The organism is Pseudomonas syringae group sp. 26L6, assembly GCF_032587815.1.
GTDB classification, from domain to species: Bacteria; Pseudomonadota; Gammaproteobacteria; order Pseudomonadales; family Pseudomonadaceae; genus Aquipseudomonas; species Aquipseudomonas amygdali.
The window spans coordinates 31,255-44,450 of record NZ_JAWHPJ010000025.1; the positions used below are offsets into that span (position 1 = coordinate 31,255).

The 13,196-nt window shown below is 58.4% G+C and carries 15 protein-coding genes and 1 pseudogene; 9 read left to right on the forward strand and 7 right to left on the reverse strand.

Going from position 1 to position 13,196, the window contains the following annotated elements; all coding sequences use genetic code 11:
* Positions 1–540 precede the first annotated feature (540 nt).
* The 3 genes from tauA to tauC are packed head-to-tail and all read left to right on the forward strand — an operon-like array spanning position 541 to position 3,201.
* Positions 541–1,518: a taurine ABC transporter substrate-binding protein gene (gene tauA, locus RYA97_RS13665; protein WP_004655058.1), complete on the forward strand. Its 978-nt coding sequence runs from the start codon at positions 541–543 to the stop codon at positions 1,516–1,518.
* Between the two features lie 25 nt (positions 1,519–1,543).
* Positions 1,544–2,329: a taurine ABC transporter ATP-binding subunit gene (gene tauB, locus RYA97_RS13670; RefSeq protein WP_117182418.1), complete on the forward strand. Its 786-nt coding sequence runs from the start codon at positions 1,544–1,546 to the stop codon at positions 2,327–2,329.
* Positions 2,326–3,201 carry a taurine ABC transporter permease TauC gene (gene tauC, locus RYA97_RS13675; protein WP_005745053.1) on the forward strand — a complete coding sequence of 292 codons (876 nt, stop codon included), beginning with the start codon at positions 2,326–2,328 and terminating at the stop codon, positions 3,199–3,201. Before tauB ends, tauC begins: the two co-directional genes overlap by 4 nt.
* Positions 3,202–3,548: 347 nt before the next feature.
* Here tauC and RYA97_RS13680 read toward each other — a convergent pair whose 3' ends face one another.
* On the reverse strand, positions 3,549–3,989 hold the full coding sequence (locus RYA97_RS13680) for a hypothetical protein (protein ID WP_004655063.1): 441 nt from the start codon (positions 3,987–3,989) through the stop codon (positions 3,549–3,551).
* Here RYA97_RS13680 and RYA97_RS13685 point away from each other — a divergent pair.
* On the forward strand, positions 3,988–4,443 hold the full coding sequence (locus RYA97_RS13685; RefSeq protein WP_005781609.1) for a tRNA (cytidine(34)-2'-O)-methyltransferase: 456 nt from the start codon (positions 3,988–3,990) through the stop codon (positions 4,441–4,443). The genes RYA97_RS13680 and RYA97_RS13685 overlap by 2 nt on opposite strands.
* 62 nt (positions 4,444–4,505) lie before the next feature.
* Here RYA97_RS13685 and secB read toward each other — a convergent pair whose 3' ends face one another.
* From secB to RYA97_RS13700, 3 genes are read right to left on the reverse strand one after another with little or no spacing between them, the layout of a single operon-like run.
* The gene (secB, locus tag RYA97_RS13690) at positions 4,506–4,994 is read right to left on the reverse strand and encodes a protein-export chaperone SecB (protein ID WP_002551468.1); all 489 of its coding nucleotides are present in this window, start codon (positions 4,992–4,994) and stop codon (positions 4,506–4,508) included.
* A gap of 40 nt (positions 4,995–5,034) precedes the next feature.
* A complete protein-coding gene (grxC, locus tag RYA97_RS13695) occupies positions 5,035–5,286 on the reverse strand; it encodes a glutaredoxin 3 (RefSeq protein WP_002551467.1) in 252 nt (83 codons plus the stop codon).
* A gap of 2 nt (positions 5,287–5,288) precedes the next feature.
* Positions 5,289–5,702, reverse strand: a complete 414-nt coding sequence (locus RYA97_RS13700) for a rhodanese-like domain-containing protein (RefSeq protein ID WP_002551466.1) — start codon at positions 5,700–5,702, stop codon at positions 5,289–5,291.
* Positions 5,703–5,858: 156 nt separating this feature from the next.
* Between RYA97_RS13700 and gpmI the strand changes: the two genes are divergently transcribed.
* The 4 genes from gpmI to RYA97_RS13720 all read left to right on the forward strand — a co-directional run bounded on the left by gpmI (position 5,859) and on the right by RYA97_RS13720 (position 11,024).
* Positions 5,859–7,391, forward strand: coding sequence for a 2,3-bisphosphoglycerate-independent phosphoglycerate mutase (gpmI, locus tag RYA97_RS13705; RefSeq protein WP_117140107.1), 1,533 nt, complete (start codon positions 5,859–5,861; stop codon positions 7,389–7,391).
* 153 nt (positions 7,392–7,544) lie between these two features.
* Entirely contained in the window at positions 7,545–8,867 is a 1,323-nt protein-coding gene (locus RYA97_RS13710) for a murein hydrolase activator EnvC family protein (protein ID WP_029240926.1), read from the forward strand.
* Positions 8,868–8,900: 33 nt separating this feature from the next.
* Entirely contained in the window at positions 8,901–10,238 is a 1,338-nt protein-coding gene (locus RYA97_RS13715; protein ID WP_002551463.1) for a S41 family peptidase, read from the forward strand.
* 3 nt (positions 10,239–10,241) lie between these two features.
* Complete coding sequence (locus RYA97_RS13720; protein WP_005745049.1) at positions 10,242–11,024, forward strand: divergent polysaccharide deacetylase family protein; 783 nt, start codon at positions 10,242–10,244, stop codon at positions 11,022–11,024.
* 54 nt (positions 11,025–11,078) lie between these two features.
* Here the strand turns inward: RYA97_RS13720 and RYA97_RS13725 are convergent, their stop codons facing one another.
* Both RYA97_RS13725 and RYA97_RS13730 read right to left on the reverse strand, forming a co-directional pair.
* Entirely contained in the window at positions 11,079–11,504 is a 426-nt protein-coding gene (locus RYA97_RS13725; RefSeq protein ID WP_016981256.1) for a type II toxin-antitoxin system HicB family antitoxin, read from the reverse strand.
* A gap of 31 nt (positions 11,505–11,535) precedes the next feature.
* On the reverse strand, positions 11,536–11,718 hold the full coding sequence (locus RYA97_RS13730; RefSeq protein ID WP_005781617.1) for a type II toxin-antitoxin system HicA family toxin: 183 nt from the start codon (positions 11,716–11,718) through the stop codon (positions 11,536–11,538).
* 321 nt (positions 11,719–12,039) lie between these two features.
* Between RYA97_RS13730 and RYA97_RS13735 the strand changes: the two are divergent.
* Positions 12,040–12,280: pseudogene (locus tag RYA97_RS13735) on the forward strand (serine protease); the annotation flags it as partial.
* A gap of 4 nt (positions 12,281–12,284) precedes the next feature.
* Here RYA97_RS13735 and RYA97_RS13740 read toward each other — a convergent pair.
* Entirely contained in the window at positions 12,285–13,040 is a 756-nt protein-coding gene (locus RYA97_RS13740) for a substrate-binding periplasmic protein (RefSeq protein WP_004663214.1), read from the reverse strand.
* Positions 13,041–13,196: the final 156 nt, after the last annotated feature.

The window sequence follows — 13,196 nt, forward strand, 5'->3', positions numbered from 1 at the left end:
TGTCAGCCAGGACGTCACGGAGTGTATCGACCTAATCGGGTAATTCCCAAAATTTATTTCGGTACCATTCGTCAGATCTTTTGGTTTTGTATCAGTGACCGGCCAAATCGCGACCAACCGGTCATAGTCCCCAATGGCGAAGCGCAATTTGCTTGCCAGTAAAAGCCTTGTAAAACGGGCACTTCAGAGAGATTAGTGATGAATTGTGACAATTGTCATCACCTTGACTCCCGACGCTCCACGGTCATGAAATATTTTCTAAAAACCGCTCCAAACACCCTTTTTCCAGCGTTTTTTACCGTCTGAAACACGCGCTCAACTGTAGTCCAGGTGAACAAAAAAGCAATTTTGGTGTCTGGCGCGTGAACCCTGAGCCGATTGGCAGATGCGCAACAGCCCTTCGATGTGCAAATGGGTTCTGCAGATGGCTCTAAAGCCCCTTCATAAGCTAATTCCCAAAAGTTATTTATTTTAAGATTCTTAGATCACTTAGTCTCCTTATCCAGCCAGTCTTCGGCCCGTCTGATTCGGAGCTTCATCATGAAACTGCATTTTTCCCTGCGCTTGTTGACTGCGCTGTCGTTGACTGGGGCAACATTCATCGCACAGGCAGCAGACTTTACCGTCGCCTACCAGACCACCGTCGACCCGGCCAAGGTTGCCCAGGCCGATAACGCCTACGAAAAAGCCACCGACTCAAAAATCTCCTGGCGCAAGTTCGATAATGGTGCGGATGTCATCACCGCAATCGCATCCGGCGACGTACAGATCGGTTATCTCGGCTCAAGCCCGTTCACAGCCGCCGCTACACGCAAACTCCCCGTGGAGACCTTTCTGATAGCTACGCAGATCGGCGCGGCCGAGGCGTTGGTTGCCCGTAATGGCTCGGGGATCAACTCACCGCAGGACCTGATCGGCAAGAAAGTGGCCGTGCCCTTTGTCTCCACCGGCCATTACAGCCTGCTTGCAGCGCTCAAACACTGGAACATCGATCCGGCCAGGGTCACTATCCTGAACCTCGCGCCGCCCGCCATTGCTGCGGCCTGGAAGCGCGGCGACATTGATGCCACTTACGTCTGGGACCCGGCACTGGGCGTCGCCAAGGAAACCGGCAAGGTGCTGATCACCTCCGGCGAACTGGCGAAGGTCGGAGCGCCGACCTTCGATGCCTGGATCGTGCGCAAGGACTTCGCCAACAAACACCCGGAAGTTGTCAGCGCATTCGCCAAGGTAACGCTCGATGCCTACGCCCGGTATCGCCAGGATCCGGCTGCATGGATCGCCAACCCGGCCAACGTAGACAAGCTGACCCGACTGTCTGGCGCCAAGGCATCTGACGTACCTGGCCTGTTGCAAGGCAATGTCTACCCGCTGGCTGCCGAGCAGACCGCGCTGCTGGGTACACCGACCATCGAGGCGGTGACCAAAACCGCAGCATTCCTTAAAGAGCAGGGCAAGGTCGACGCAGTACTGCCTGACTACTCACCTTACGTCAGCGCCCGGTTCATCCCACGCTAAGCGCTCTCAGCACAAGGAGACACGTATGGCGCTGTTGCAGTTGGAGCGTATTGGCGCTCAGTACCCCGGTGCAGCGGCACCCGTGCTGGCAGACATCAACCTGAGCCTGGGCCCACACCAACTGCTGGTTGCGCTTGGCCCTTCCGGCAGCGGTAAAACCTCGTTACTGAACCTCATCGCCGGCTTCATCAAACCCGGCAGCGGCCGCATTACTCTCGACGGCATTCCCGTAGAGGGGCCGAGCGCAGAGCGTGGCGTGGTGTTTCAGGACGATGCCTTGCTGCCCTGGCAGAACGTGTTGGCCAATGTTGCGTTTGGCCTGGAACTGGCGGGTGTCGGCCGCTTGGAACGTGAAACCAGAGCGCGGGAGATGTTGGCACTGGTGGATCTGGCCGGTTTTGACCAGCGGCGAATATGGCAGCTGTCCGGTGGACAACGGCAACGCGTCGGCCTGGCCAGAGCGCTGGCAGCCGATCCGCGCATCCTGTTGATGGACGAGCCATTCGGTGCACTGGATGCCTTCACCCGTGAGCAGATGCAGGAGCTATTGCTGCAAGTCTGGCAACGTACCGCCAAGCCGGTGTTTCTGATAACCCACGACATAGAAGAAGCAGTTTTCCTCGCCACCGACCTGGTTCTGCTCGCCCCTAACCCTGGTCGTATCGCCGAGCATCTGCACCTGGACTTCGGCCGTCGCTACGCCGCTGGCGAATCGGCCCGCGCGATAAAGTCCGATCCGCGCTTTATCGAAACCCGCGAGCATGTGCTGGCCAGCGTGTTTTCCCAGCGCACCCGGGAGCAGCGTGTATGAGCAGACTTGAGCCTGTTGGCAGCCATGAGCTTATAGATAGCCGCGAACTGACCGGCATCAGCAAACCGTTCGCCAAACAACCGGCTGCCCCCACGCCGAAGGTTTATCTGAGCACCCGAGCGATCAGCATCCTGACCCTCGTGGCACTGCTGACTCTTTGGTGGGCGATAACTGCCGGGGGCTGGATCGAGCCGCTGTTTCTGCCACCGCCAGCGGATGTGCTGAGCAAAGGCTGGCTGCTGGCAACCAAGGGCTACATGGACGCCACACTCTGGCAGCATCTGGACGCCAGCCTGCAACGCATCGGTCTGGCGCTGGCCGCGGCAATTTTGACGGCCATCCCGATAGGAATCGCCATCGGCCATAACCGCATCGCTCAGGGCATATTCGACCCGCTGATCGAGTTTTACCGACCGATACCACCGCTGGCCTACCTGCCGCTGATCGTTATCTGGTTCGGTATCGGCGAATTCTCCAAGGTACTGCTGATTTATCTGGCGATCTTCGCGCCGATTGCCATTGCCACGGCTACCGGCGTTCGCACCGTGGACCCGACCAAAGTGCGGGCGGCACAGTCGCTGGGCGCGACGCGCTGGCAGTTGATTCGGCACGTGGTCCTGCCCAGCGCACTCCCGGACATTCTTACCGGTATTCGCATCGGCCTGGGCGTGGGCTGGTCGACGCTGGTGGCCGCAGAGCTTATTGCTGCCACCAGCGGGCTGGGATTCATGGTGCAGTCGGCGGCGCAGTTTCTGGTGACAGACGTTGTGGTGCTGGGGATTCTGGTGATCGCCGTGATCGCTTTTGCCATGGAGCTGGGACTGCGCGCGCTGCAACGCAGGCTGGTGCCCTGGCATGGTCAGCAGCATTAATGCATCAGTATGGGTGTGTGCGTCGTTGCGGTGCGCAAATTGAGTGCATGCGCTGATACCGCATTGCGGGGCCTGGCGCGACATTTAGGGCGACCAGATGCCAGCGCCGAGCATTCACAGCGGCTGACTCATCAACCAATCCAAGGTTTTCGAATATGAAAAATACTTAATAAATTCAGTATCTTGATGATATTAAACGGCTTCGAACTCAAGAAGTGCTTAACCGGATATAGCTAAGTCAGCCTGTTCTTTCGGATTAATTCTCAAAACTGGCACGCACTCTGCAATAGGTATTACATCACCAGTTTTGGGGACCTTGGTACAGGCAGGCCGGGGATTCCCCTCTTTTATTCCTCCCGGAGACTGACCTCCAGTCTCCAGCGCCCGTCCACCTTCTCAGTGCGCCAGTCGCCATGAAGTGGACGGGCTGCCAGGAGTGTCAGCACCAACCCCTTCTCACCTCGCTCCACCTTCCAGCGTGCAACCCTGTTGTCGAACCTCAGTTGGCCCGTCCACGGCCGCCCTGAAGCATCGACGTTGAGCACCACAGCGCCATCCACCGTCGACCCTTGGTACTTCGGCTCCTCATTGAACCAGAGCGCCAGCCCGGCAGGCAGCTCCTCGATCTGCTCCAGTTCAACGGGGTCAGGTTGCTGCAGACGACCGATAATGGTGCCCACGGTAAAGCCGACAATCGCCATCGAACCCAGAACTCGCGGCCATAGCTTCGGTCTCGGGTCCTCTTCAGGGGTAGAATGCATCCCGTCCTTTCGTTCGGAGCCGTGCATGTTTCACGTCATCCTTTTTCAACCAGAAATTCCGCCGAATACCGGCAATGTCATCAGGCTATGCGCCAACAGCGGCTGCACCCTGCATTTGATCGAACCCTTGGGTTTCGAGCTGGACGACAAGCGCTTGCGCCGTGCCGGGCTCGACTATCACGAGTATGCCACGCTGCAGACGCATCCTGACCTGGCAAGCTGTATGGAGAAGATCGGCAACCCACGGTTATTCGCTTTCACCACCAAGGGCTCGCGCCCCTTTCACGATGCCAGCTTTGAACCTGGTGATGCATTTCTGTTCGGCCCGGAGAGCCGCGGCCTGCCCGCCGACATCCTCGACTCGCTGAGCAGCGAGCACCGCCTGCGACTGCCCATGCGCGAAGGCTGCCGCAGCCTGAACCTGTCCAACACCGTGGCGGTGGCCGTCTATGAAGCATGGCGCCAGCACGGGTTTGCCTGATAGCGCGCCGCCAGACACAAAAAAGCGCCCCGAAAGGCGCTTTTTGCTTGCAGCGGTAACGCTTATTGCACAGTCGGCGTTTCGCCAGCTTCCTGCATGCGTTGCAGCTCTTGGGCGTACAGGGCGTCGAAGTTCACCGGGGCCAGCATCAGCGCAGGGAACGAGCCGCGTACAACCAGGTTGTCGATGGCTTCGCGTGCATACGGGAACAGGATGTTCGGGCAGAACGCGCCCAGAGTGTGGCTCATCGCGCCGTCGTCCAGACCCTTGATCAGGAAGATACCGGCCTGTTGCACTTCAACGATGAAAGCAACTTCGTCGCCATTGTTGACGGTCACGGACAGGGTCAGCACGACTTCATAGAAATCGCCTTCCAGCTGCTTCTGACGGGTGTTGAGGTCCAGGCTGACGGTCGGTGTCCACTCCTGGCGGAAGATTGCCGGGCTTTTTGGCGCTTCGAACGACAGGTCGCGAACGTAGATACGCTGCAGGGAAAATTGTGGGCCGTTTTCTTCGTTGGCAACAGCACCGTTGTTCGGTTGGTCGGTCATCTCGGATCCTTGTCAGATAGGGCTGAAAGTTTAAGGGGAATCAGGCCAGCAGCGCATCAAGCTTGCCGGCACGCTCCAGAGCAAACAGGTCATCGCAGCCGCCCACGTGGGTCGAGCCGATCCAGATCTGCGGTACGGAAGTGCGACCGGCCTTCTTGGTCATTTCGGCACGCAGTTGCGGCTTGCCGTCGACACGGATTTCCTCGAAGGCCACGCTCTTGCTCTGCAACAGCTGTTTGGCGCGTATGCAATACGGGCAATAATCGCTGGAATAGACGATGACTTGAGCCATGTTCACTTCACCAGGGGAAGGTTGTCGCCGCGCCAGCTGGAAATACCGCCGGACAGCTTGGCCGCCTTGAAGCCGGATTTGAGCAACTCGCGGGCGGTGGTGCCAGCATGCTGCCCCATTGCATCGACTATGATCAACGTCTTGTCCTTGTATTTCTGCAGTTCAGCGGTACGCGTCAGCACCTTGTCCTGCGGGAAGTTCAGGGAGCCCACGATGTGGCCGGCAGTGAAATCCTTTTTCGAGCGCACGTCGATGACCACGCCCTGGTCGCTGTTGACCAGCGCGGTCAGCTCGCGAGTGCTCAGGCTGGCACCGCCCTTGCTCAGTTCGTAAGCGATCAGCAGTCCCAGCAGAATGACGAAGGCACCGGTGATCAAATAGTGGTTAGTGGCGAATTCAAGCAGGTGAGCAACCATCAGTAGGTTCCAGGGCGTTAAAATGTCGGCCAGTATACACAGCAGCCAAGGTGGGCCAAAGTCCGTACGGCAGTGACGCCGTTTGAACTTGTCCCTAAAATGCCGCTCCCTTGTACTTTGTTACTCTCTTTATTCAACCAGCATCGAGTGGGTTCTATGACTGCCACGCCAAAACCTCTGGTTCTTATCATCCTGGATGGCTTCGGACACAGCGAAAGCCATGAAGGCAATGCCATCCTGGCCGCGAAGATGCCGGTCATGGATCGTCTTTACGAAACCATGCCCAACGGCCTGATTTCAGGGTCGGGCATGGACGTCGGTCTGCCGGACGGTCAGATGGGCAACTCCGAAGTCGGACACATGAACCTGGGTGCCGGTCGCGTGGTGTATCAGGACTTCACTCGAGTGACCAAAGCGATTCGCGACGGCGAGTTCTTCGAGAACCCGACCATCTGTGCCGCTGTGGATAAAGCTGTCGGTGCGGGCAAGGCGGTCCACATCATGGGCCTGCTGTCCGATGGCGGCGTGCACAGTCACCAAGACCATCTGGTCGCCATGGCCGAACTGGCGGTCAAGCTCGGTGCAGAAAAAATCTATCTGCACGCCTTCCTCGACGGTCGCGACACGCCACCGCGCAGCGCGAAGAAATCCCTTGAGCTGATGGACGCAACCTTCGCCCGCCTGGGCAAGGGCCGCACCGCCACGATCATCGGCCGCTACTTCGCCATGGACCGTGACAACCGCTGGGACCGGGTCTCCACCGCCTACAACCTGATCGTCGACAGCACCGCCGAATTTCACGCAGACAGCGGTGTTGCCGGGCTTGAAGCTGCCTACGCACGTGACGAGAACGACGAATTCGTCAAAGCCACACGCATCGGTGAACCCGCTCGCGTCGAGGACGGCGATGCTGTGGTGTTCATGAACTTCCGCGCCGACCGCGCCCGTGAGCTGACCCGTGTGTTCGTCGAAGACGACTTCAAGGATTTCGAGCGCGCCCGTCAGCCCAAGGTCAATTACGTGATGCTGACCCAGTACGCGGCAAGCATCCCCGCGCCCTCGGCATTTGCAGCTGGCAGCCTGAAAAACGTGCTGGGTGAATACCTGGCAAACAACGGCAAGACTCAACTGCGTATCGCCGAAACCGAAAAATACGCGCACGTCACGTTCTTCTTCTCTGGCGGTCGTGAAGAGCCGTTTCCGGGCGAAGAGCGCATTCTGATTCCATCGCCAAAAGTCGCCACCTACGACCTGCAGCCGGAAATGAGCGCGCCGGAAGTGACCGACAAAATTGTCGATGCCATCGAGCATCAGCGTTATGACGTGATTATCGTCAACTACGCCAACGGCGACATGGTCGGCCACAGCGGCATCATGGAAGCGGCAATCAAGGCCGTGGAATGCCTGGACGTATGCGTCGGTCGCATTACCGCGGCATTGGAAAAAGTCGGCGGTGAAGCACTTATTACCGCTGACCACGGCAACGTCGAGCAGATGACCGATGACTCTACAGGCCAGGCGCATACCGCGCACACTTCCGAGCCGGTGCCTTTCGTGTACGTCGGCAAGCGCCCGCTGAAAGTCCGCGAAGGTGGTGTTCTGGCTGACGTGGCACCGACCATGCTGCATCTGTTGGGCATGGAGAAACCGCAAGAGATGACGGGCCACTCGATCCTTGTGGCGAAGTAAAACGCTGAAAACCGGCCTATAGCCATCAGGCAAAGCCGGTTTTTTATGTTTCAAGCCCTAAAGCAGTGGCTGCGGGGCGTTTTTTTTGCAGCGCATGGCGGGCATACTAAGCCTGACATTTTTTCTCACAATTCCTCGGTATCGCCCACCCACATGCTTCGCGCCTTGATTGCCCTTGCTCTGATCTGCCTGCTCAATCCGGCGTTTGCCGAAGACGAGCGTGTGCAAACCCAAAAACAGATAGATGCTGCGCGTCAGGATGTGACGGAGCTGCAAAAAGTCCTGGGCAAGCTTCAGGAAGAACGTGCAGGCGTCCAGAAGGACCTGCGCACCACCGAAACCGAAATGGGCAAGTTGGAAAAGCAGGTCGAGGTCCTGCAAAAGGAACTAAAAAAGACGGAAACCGAGCTGCAAAAGCTCGACAGTGAAAAGAAGAAACTGAACAGTGCCCGCGTTGAACAGCAACGCCTGATTGCTATCCAGGCCCGCGCCGCCTATCAGAGTGGCCGCCAGGAATACCTCAAGCTGTTGCTCAATCAGCAGCACCCAGAGAAGTTCGCCCGAACCCTCACGTATTACGACTACCTGAGCCAGGCGCGCCTGGAGCAGCTACGCAACTTCAATGAAACCCTGCGCCAGCTGGCCAATGTCGAAAAAGACATCGATCTGCAACAGGCACAGTTGCTGGTGCAGAAGAGCAACCTGGACAGCCAGAGCGAAGAACTGGCAAAGGTGCGCCAGGAGCGTCAGCAGGCACTGGCCAAGCTGAATCAGGACTACAAGGCCCGCGATCAGAAACTGCAGGCCCGTCAGCAGGATCAGGCCGACCTGGCCAAGGTTCTCAAGACCATCGAAGAAACCCTGGCCCGGCAGGCACGCGAAGCTGAAGAGGCTCGCCAGAAGGCGCTGGTCGCCGCTCGCGAGGCCGAAGAGAAACGTCAGCGCGAAGCTGAGGCCGTCGCCCGCAACAACAGCACCAGCAGCAGTAAAAGCGCTGATGAACCCACACCGCGTCGCCCGGTCAAAGCCCCCGGCGCAGTCGTTTCCAGTGCCGGAGTTTCCTACGGCGGACCTTTTGCAGAGGCCCGGGGAAAACTTCCATGGCCTATTGATGGTCGACTGCTTGCGCGTTTCGGTGAAGCCCGCGGTGATGACGAGCGAACCAAATGGGACGGCGTCATGATCAGCGCCGCAGCCGGAAGCCAGGTACATGCAGTGCATGGCGGACGAGTGGTGTTCGCCGACTGGTTGCGTGGTGCCGGGCTTCTGGTCATTCTCGACCATGGCAACGGTTATCTCACCCTGTATGGGCATAACCAGAGCCTGCTCAAGTCGGCAGGTGACATTGTAAAAGCCGGTGAAGCGATTTCCACGGTCGGCAATAGTGGCGGTCAGGACACGGCAGCGTTGTACTTTGCTATTCGTCAGCAGGGTCGCCCCAGCGATCCAGCCCAATGGTGCCGCACTCAAGGATAAGCCGGCGTCAATATCTGTAGGAGTTCGTTAGACATGCTGCATTTGTCCCGCCTCACCTCGCTGGCCCTGGCAATTGCCATCGTTATTGGCGCGCCTTTGGCGCAAGCTGCCGAAAAGACCGCGCCAGCCACGCCTGCAGCAGTCTCGCCCGCCAAGCCCAATGCCAACGCCAAGCCGCCGCTGCCGCTTGACGAGCTGCGCACCTTTGCCGAGGTCATGGATCGGGTCAAGGCGGCCTATGTCGAGCCAGTGGACGACAAGACTCTGCTGGAAAACGCCATCAAGGGCATGCTCAGCAACCTTGATCCACACTCCGCCTACCTGGGCCCGGAAGATTTCCAGGAGCTGCAGGAAAGCACCAGCGGCGAGTTCGGTGGACTGGGCATCGAAGTGGGCGTCGAAGACGGGTTCGTCAAGGTGGTTTCACCCATCGACGACACACCTGCTTCCAAGGCTGGCATTGAGGCAGGCGACCTGATCGTGAAGATCAATGGCACGCCGACCCAGGGCCAGAACATGCAGGAAGCGGTCGACAAGATGCGCGGCAAAATCGGCGAGAAGATCACCCTGACACTGGTGCGCGATGGCGGTACGCCGTTTGATGTGACGCTGGCGCGGGCGACCATCCAGGTCAAGAGCGTCAAGGCGCAGATGCTGGAAAACGGATACGGCTACATCCGCATTACCCAGTTCCAGGTCAAGACCGGGGACGAAGTCGGCAAGGCGCTGGCCAAATTCCGCAAGGACAATGGCAAGAAGATGAGCGGCCTGATTCTCGACCTGCGCAACAACCCCGGCGGCGTGCTGCAATCGGCGGTGCAGGTGGCGGACCACTTCCTTACCAAAGGCCTGATTGTCTACACCAAAGGTCGCATCGCCAACTCCGAACTGCGTTTCTCGGCAGACCCGGCAGACGCCAGCGAAGGCGTACCGCTGGTGGTGTTGATCAACGGCGGCAGCGCTTCTGCGTCGGAAATCGTCGCCGGTGCCCTGCAAGACCAGAAACGCGGGATTCTGATGGGCACCGACACCTTCGGCAAAGGCTCGGTGCAAACCGTTCTGCCGTTAAACAACGATCGCGCTCTGAAGATCACCACAGCGTTGTATTACACGCCGAACGGTCGCTCGATCCAGGCGCAGGGCATCAACCCGGACATCGTGGTACGTCGGGCCAAGGTCACCAGCGAAGCAGACGGCGAGAACTACAAGGAAGCCGACCTGATGGGCCACCTGGGCAATGGCAACGGCGGTGCCGACAAGCCGACCGTCAAGGGTGGCGCAGCAGCCAAGGCGCGTCCGCAGGATGATGACTTCCAGCTCAGCCAGGCCCTCAGCCTGCTGAAAGGGCTGAGTATCACCCGCGGCAATTGACGGATGCGCGCTCTCGCTCTGTTACTGCTGACACTCTCGATCACTGGTGCTGCCCATGCAGCGCCAGTCGAGAGCACCGGCAAGCCGCCGAAGGCCTATCTCAGCCTGATCATCGACGACCTGGGTCAGAACCCGGCGCGGGATAGCCGTACGCTGGCGCTCCCCGGCCCGGTAACGCTGGCGATCATGCCTGACACTCCGCACGCCACCGAATTTGCCCGCGAGGCCCACCGCGCAGGCAAGACGGTCATGCTGCACATGCCGATGGACCCGGCGACCGGGCCTTACGCCTGGCACCCCGAGCTGCCCTTGCCTGAACTGGAAAGCCGTCTCAATGCGGCGCTGCTGAAAGTGCCTTATGCAGCCGGCATCAATAACCACATGGGCAGCCGGATGACCGCCGAACCGGTCGCGATGGCCTGGTTGATGGCCGAACTGCAAAGACGTCATCTGTTTTTCGTGGACAGCCGCACCAGCGCGAAAACCGTGGCAGCCGCAGAGGCTCAGCGCATCGGCCTCGCAAGCGTCTCACGCGACGTGTTTCTGGACGACGAGCGCACGGCCGAAGCCATCAACCGACAATTGCAGTCAGCCATCAAAATCGCCCGCAAGCATGGCTCGGCAGTGGTCATCGGTCACCCCTACCCTGTCACGCTGGACGTACTGGAACGCGAGTTGCCCAAACTCAAGGATCAGGGCGTCGAATGGATCGACCTGCGCAGCATGATCAGCGAACGCGGCAATCAGGCGAGTGCGGCGCATGGCAAGAATGGGGTGTATCGCTGAGCCTGCGAACGACGAAACGTCCGTCAGCTGGTCTTTCAAATGAGGTGTTACACATCAAGCGGCCCGCTCAATGCTCAACGTAATACGCCGACCAAGCTCAGCCAGCGCTCGCTCCACCTGCTCGATTTTCGAGGCATGCAGAAAGTCCACAAGCCGATCCACCACTTGCCGCGTGCAACCGAGGCGACGCGCCAGCTCAGCACGGCTAACGCCCTCTTCCAACAAGCTGTTCCATAGCATGATTTTGGCAACCGTCAGCGCAGGCAAACGCATCAACAGTTCATGGCCGGGTACGACTGAGGCTTGGGGAATCTTGCGACGCTGATCGACGTAGAGCGATAGAGCCGATTCCATGCCGTCAAGAGCTTCGCTAAATGCTTCAGGCAGGGTGTCGCCAGAGGCGCTCATTTCGGGAATGTCTGGACACGACAGCCAAACGCCTGTCGGCTCCCGATGTAGATCCAATGGATATTGATACATAAGGTCTCACCTGTAGTGGAGCAGCTCGACGTCAATCCTTAAGGCCGAGCTGCTTGATGATCGACTTGCGTAACCCTTCGTGCATTTCTTTGCTTCCATGGTCTGCAAAGATGGTTGCCTTACCATTCAGGTAAACCTTGAAATGACTACCCTTGGCAGCCCTGAACTCAGCGCCTTGAGCCTGCAACCATCGCCGAAACTCGTTGCACTTCATTGCTTGAATCCTACCGTTTCGGCAACATCAATATGCAACACTTATGTAGCGCGGGCAACACTTATGATGCATATAAATAGCTCTTAATTGCATATAATTGGCTTTCGCCAATCTGCGCTCGCCTTTCCAGACATGACGCTGACGGATTTTACCGTCGATCCCGCCAAAACCGAGTCAGCACGTTCCGCACGCAAAGTAGGCAAGGTCTGTTTTCCATGTCACGCGCCGTTTCAGCCTTGATAACCCGATCAATTCCGGCTTAAAGGATGAGGTCTCCACAACGGAGAGCAAGACACCGTTATCAAGGACGGCATCCAGCCGCTTGCGCTTGCCATAGAGCTGCAACCGGCGGGACCGACGCCCGAGCCACAGGTGGTTATGGGGAAAAACCGGTTAGGCGCATTATCGGTCAGTTGGTCGTACGAACATCGCCCGATCGACCATTAAACGGTCAAGATGGGCCCGCCAGATACTGCTGCCGTTGAAGATCTGCACTTACGCCCATGACATCAATGGGCAGCCCTCCAACGTACGTGAAGACACCCTTCCCGCAGCAGGTTGAGCGATTACTGATAGCGCGCCTTGACGGCATCGACCCAACCCTCGGCGCGCATCTGGTCGAGGGCTTTCTGCAGGCGAGCCACAACATCGTCAGGCGTGCTCTTGTTGACTGCCAGGTAAAGTTCGGCGCTGTTGAAACGCAGCGCTGTCTTGAACCCCGAGACCCCTTCCAGTTTCGCCAGATAGCGGCCAACCGGATCGCCCACGGCCCACAGATCGATCTGACCATTGTCGAGCTTTTTCACGTTGTCCCGGTCACGCAGCATCAAAATCGGGTTAAGGCCCATCGCGTTCAGACGCTCGCCGATGGCGTCGCCTTTATAGGCACCAATCCTGTAGTTCTTTGCCTGCTCAAGCGACGTTAACGTGATGGGGCTGTCGCCGCGGGCGAGCATGATCCAGTCATAGGAGCCTACCGGACCCACCCATTTGAACAGTTTTTCGCGCTCAGGCAGGCGAGTGGTGGAGAACACACCATAGCCGGGCTTGTCGAGGGCAAGCTTGTAAACCCGATCCCACGGAAAACGCAGGGTCATGCTGTAACCAATGTTTGCGCGCTTGAACATCTCGCGCACCACTTCAGCGGCAATACCGTCGATGTTGTTTTCCTGCGCGAAATTCTTGCCATCGACCGCCATGTTGAACGGCGGGAAATTCTCGGTGAGCAACACCATGGAATAAGGCGTTGAGTCGCTGGCTCGCGCAGTTTCATTCAGCAACAAGCCGACACCGATCAGTGCGAGAAATAGACGTTTGAACATGTTCCGGCACTCGATCGTGACTGACGCATGCAGAGTGCCGCGAACCCGGCGCACTGTCTAGCGCGCTGTCCGGCGATGTCGCTTACAGGTAATACTCGAATGCCACAGGGCTGAAACAGAGCGAGCGCCGACTGCTTCAAACCCATGGTCTGAAAC

Excerpts from the sequence above, each read along its gene's own strand:
- RYA97_RS13720 (WP_005745049.1), top strand. The coding sequence starts at position 10,242 with ATGCGCGCTCTCGCTCTGTTACTGCTGACACTCTCGATCACTGGTGCT.
- tauB (WP_117182418.1), top strand. The coding sequence starts at position 1,544 with ATGGCGCTGTTGCAGTTGGAGCGTATTGGCGCTCAGTACCCCGGTGCA.
- tauA (WP_004655058.1), top strand. The coding sequence starts at position 541 with ATGAAACTGCATTTTTCCCTGCGCTTGTTGACTGCGCTGTCGTTGACT.
- RYA97_RS13715 (WP_002551463.1), top strand. The coding sequence starts at position 8,901 with ATGCTGCATTTGTCCCGCCTCACCTCGCTGGCCCTGGCAATTGCCATC.
- RYA97_RS13710 (WP_029240926.1), top strand. The coding sequence starts at position 7,545 with ATGCTTCGCGCCTTGATTGCCCTTGCTCTGATCTGCCTGCTCAATCCG.
- RYA97_RS13730 (WP_005781617.1), bottom strand. The coding sequence starts at position 11,718 with ATGAAGTGCAACGAGTTTCGGCGATGGTTGCAGGCTCAAGGCGCTGAG.
- RYA97_RS13700 (WP_002551466.1), bottom strand. The coding sequence starts at position 5,702 with ATGGTTGCTCACCTGCTTGAATTCGCCACTAACCACTATTTGATCACC.
- secB (WP_002551468.1), bottom strand. The coding sequence starts at position 4,994 with ATGACCGACCAACCGAACAACGGTGCTGTTGCCAACGAAGAAAACGGC.
- RYA97_RS13740 (WP_004663214.1), bottom strand. The coding sequence starts at position 13,040 with ATGTTCAAACGTCTATTTCTCGCACTGATCGGTGTCGGCTTGTTGCTG.
- grxC (WP_002551467.1), bottom strand. The coding sequence starts at position 5,286 with ATGGCTCAAGTCATCGTCTATTCCAGCGATTATTGCCCGTATTGCATA.
- RYA97_RS13680 (WP_004655063.1), bottom strand. The coding sequence starts at position 3,989 with ATGCACGGCTCCGAACGAAAGGACGGGATGCATTCTACCCCTGAAGAG.
- tauC (WP_005745053.1), top strand. The coding sequence starts at position 2,326 with ATGAGCAGACTTGAGCCTGTTGGCAGCCATGAGCTTATAGATAGCCGC.
- RYA97_RS13685 (WP_005781609.1), top strand. The coding sequence starts at position 3,988 with ATGTTTCACGTCATCCTTTTTCAACCAGAAATTCCGCCGAATACCGGC.
- gpmI (WP_117140107.1), top strand. The coding sequence starts at position 5,859 with ATGACTGCCACGCCAAAACCTCTGGTTCTTATCATCCTGGATGGCTTC.
- RYA97_RS13725 (WP_016981256.1), bottom strand. The coding sequence starts at position 11,504 with ATGTATCAATATCCATTGGATCTACATCGGGAGCCGACAGGCGTTTGG.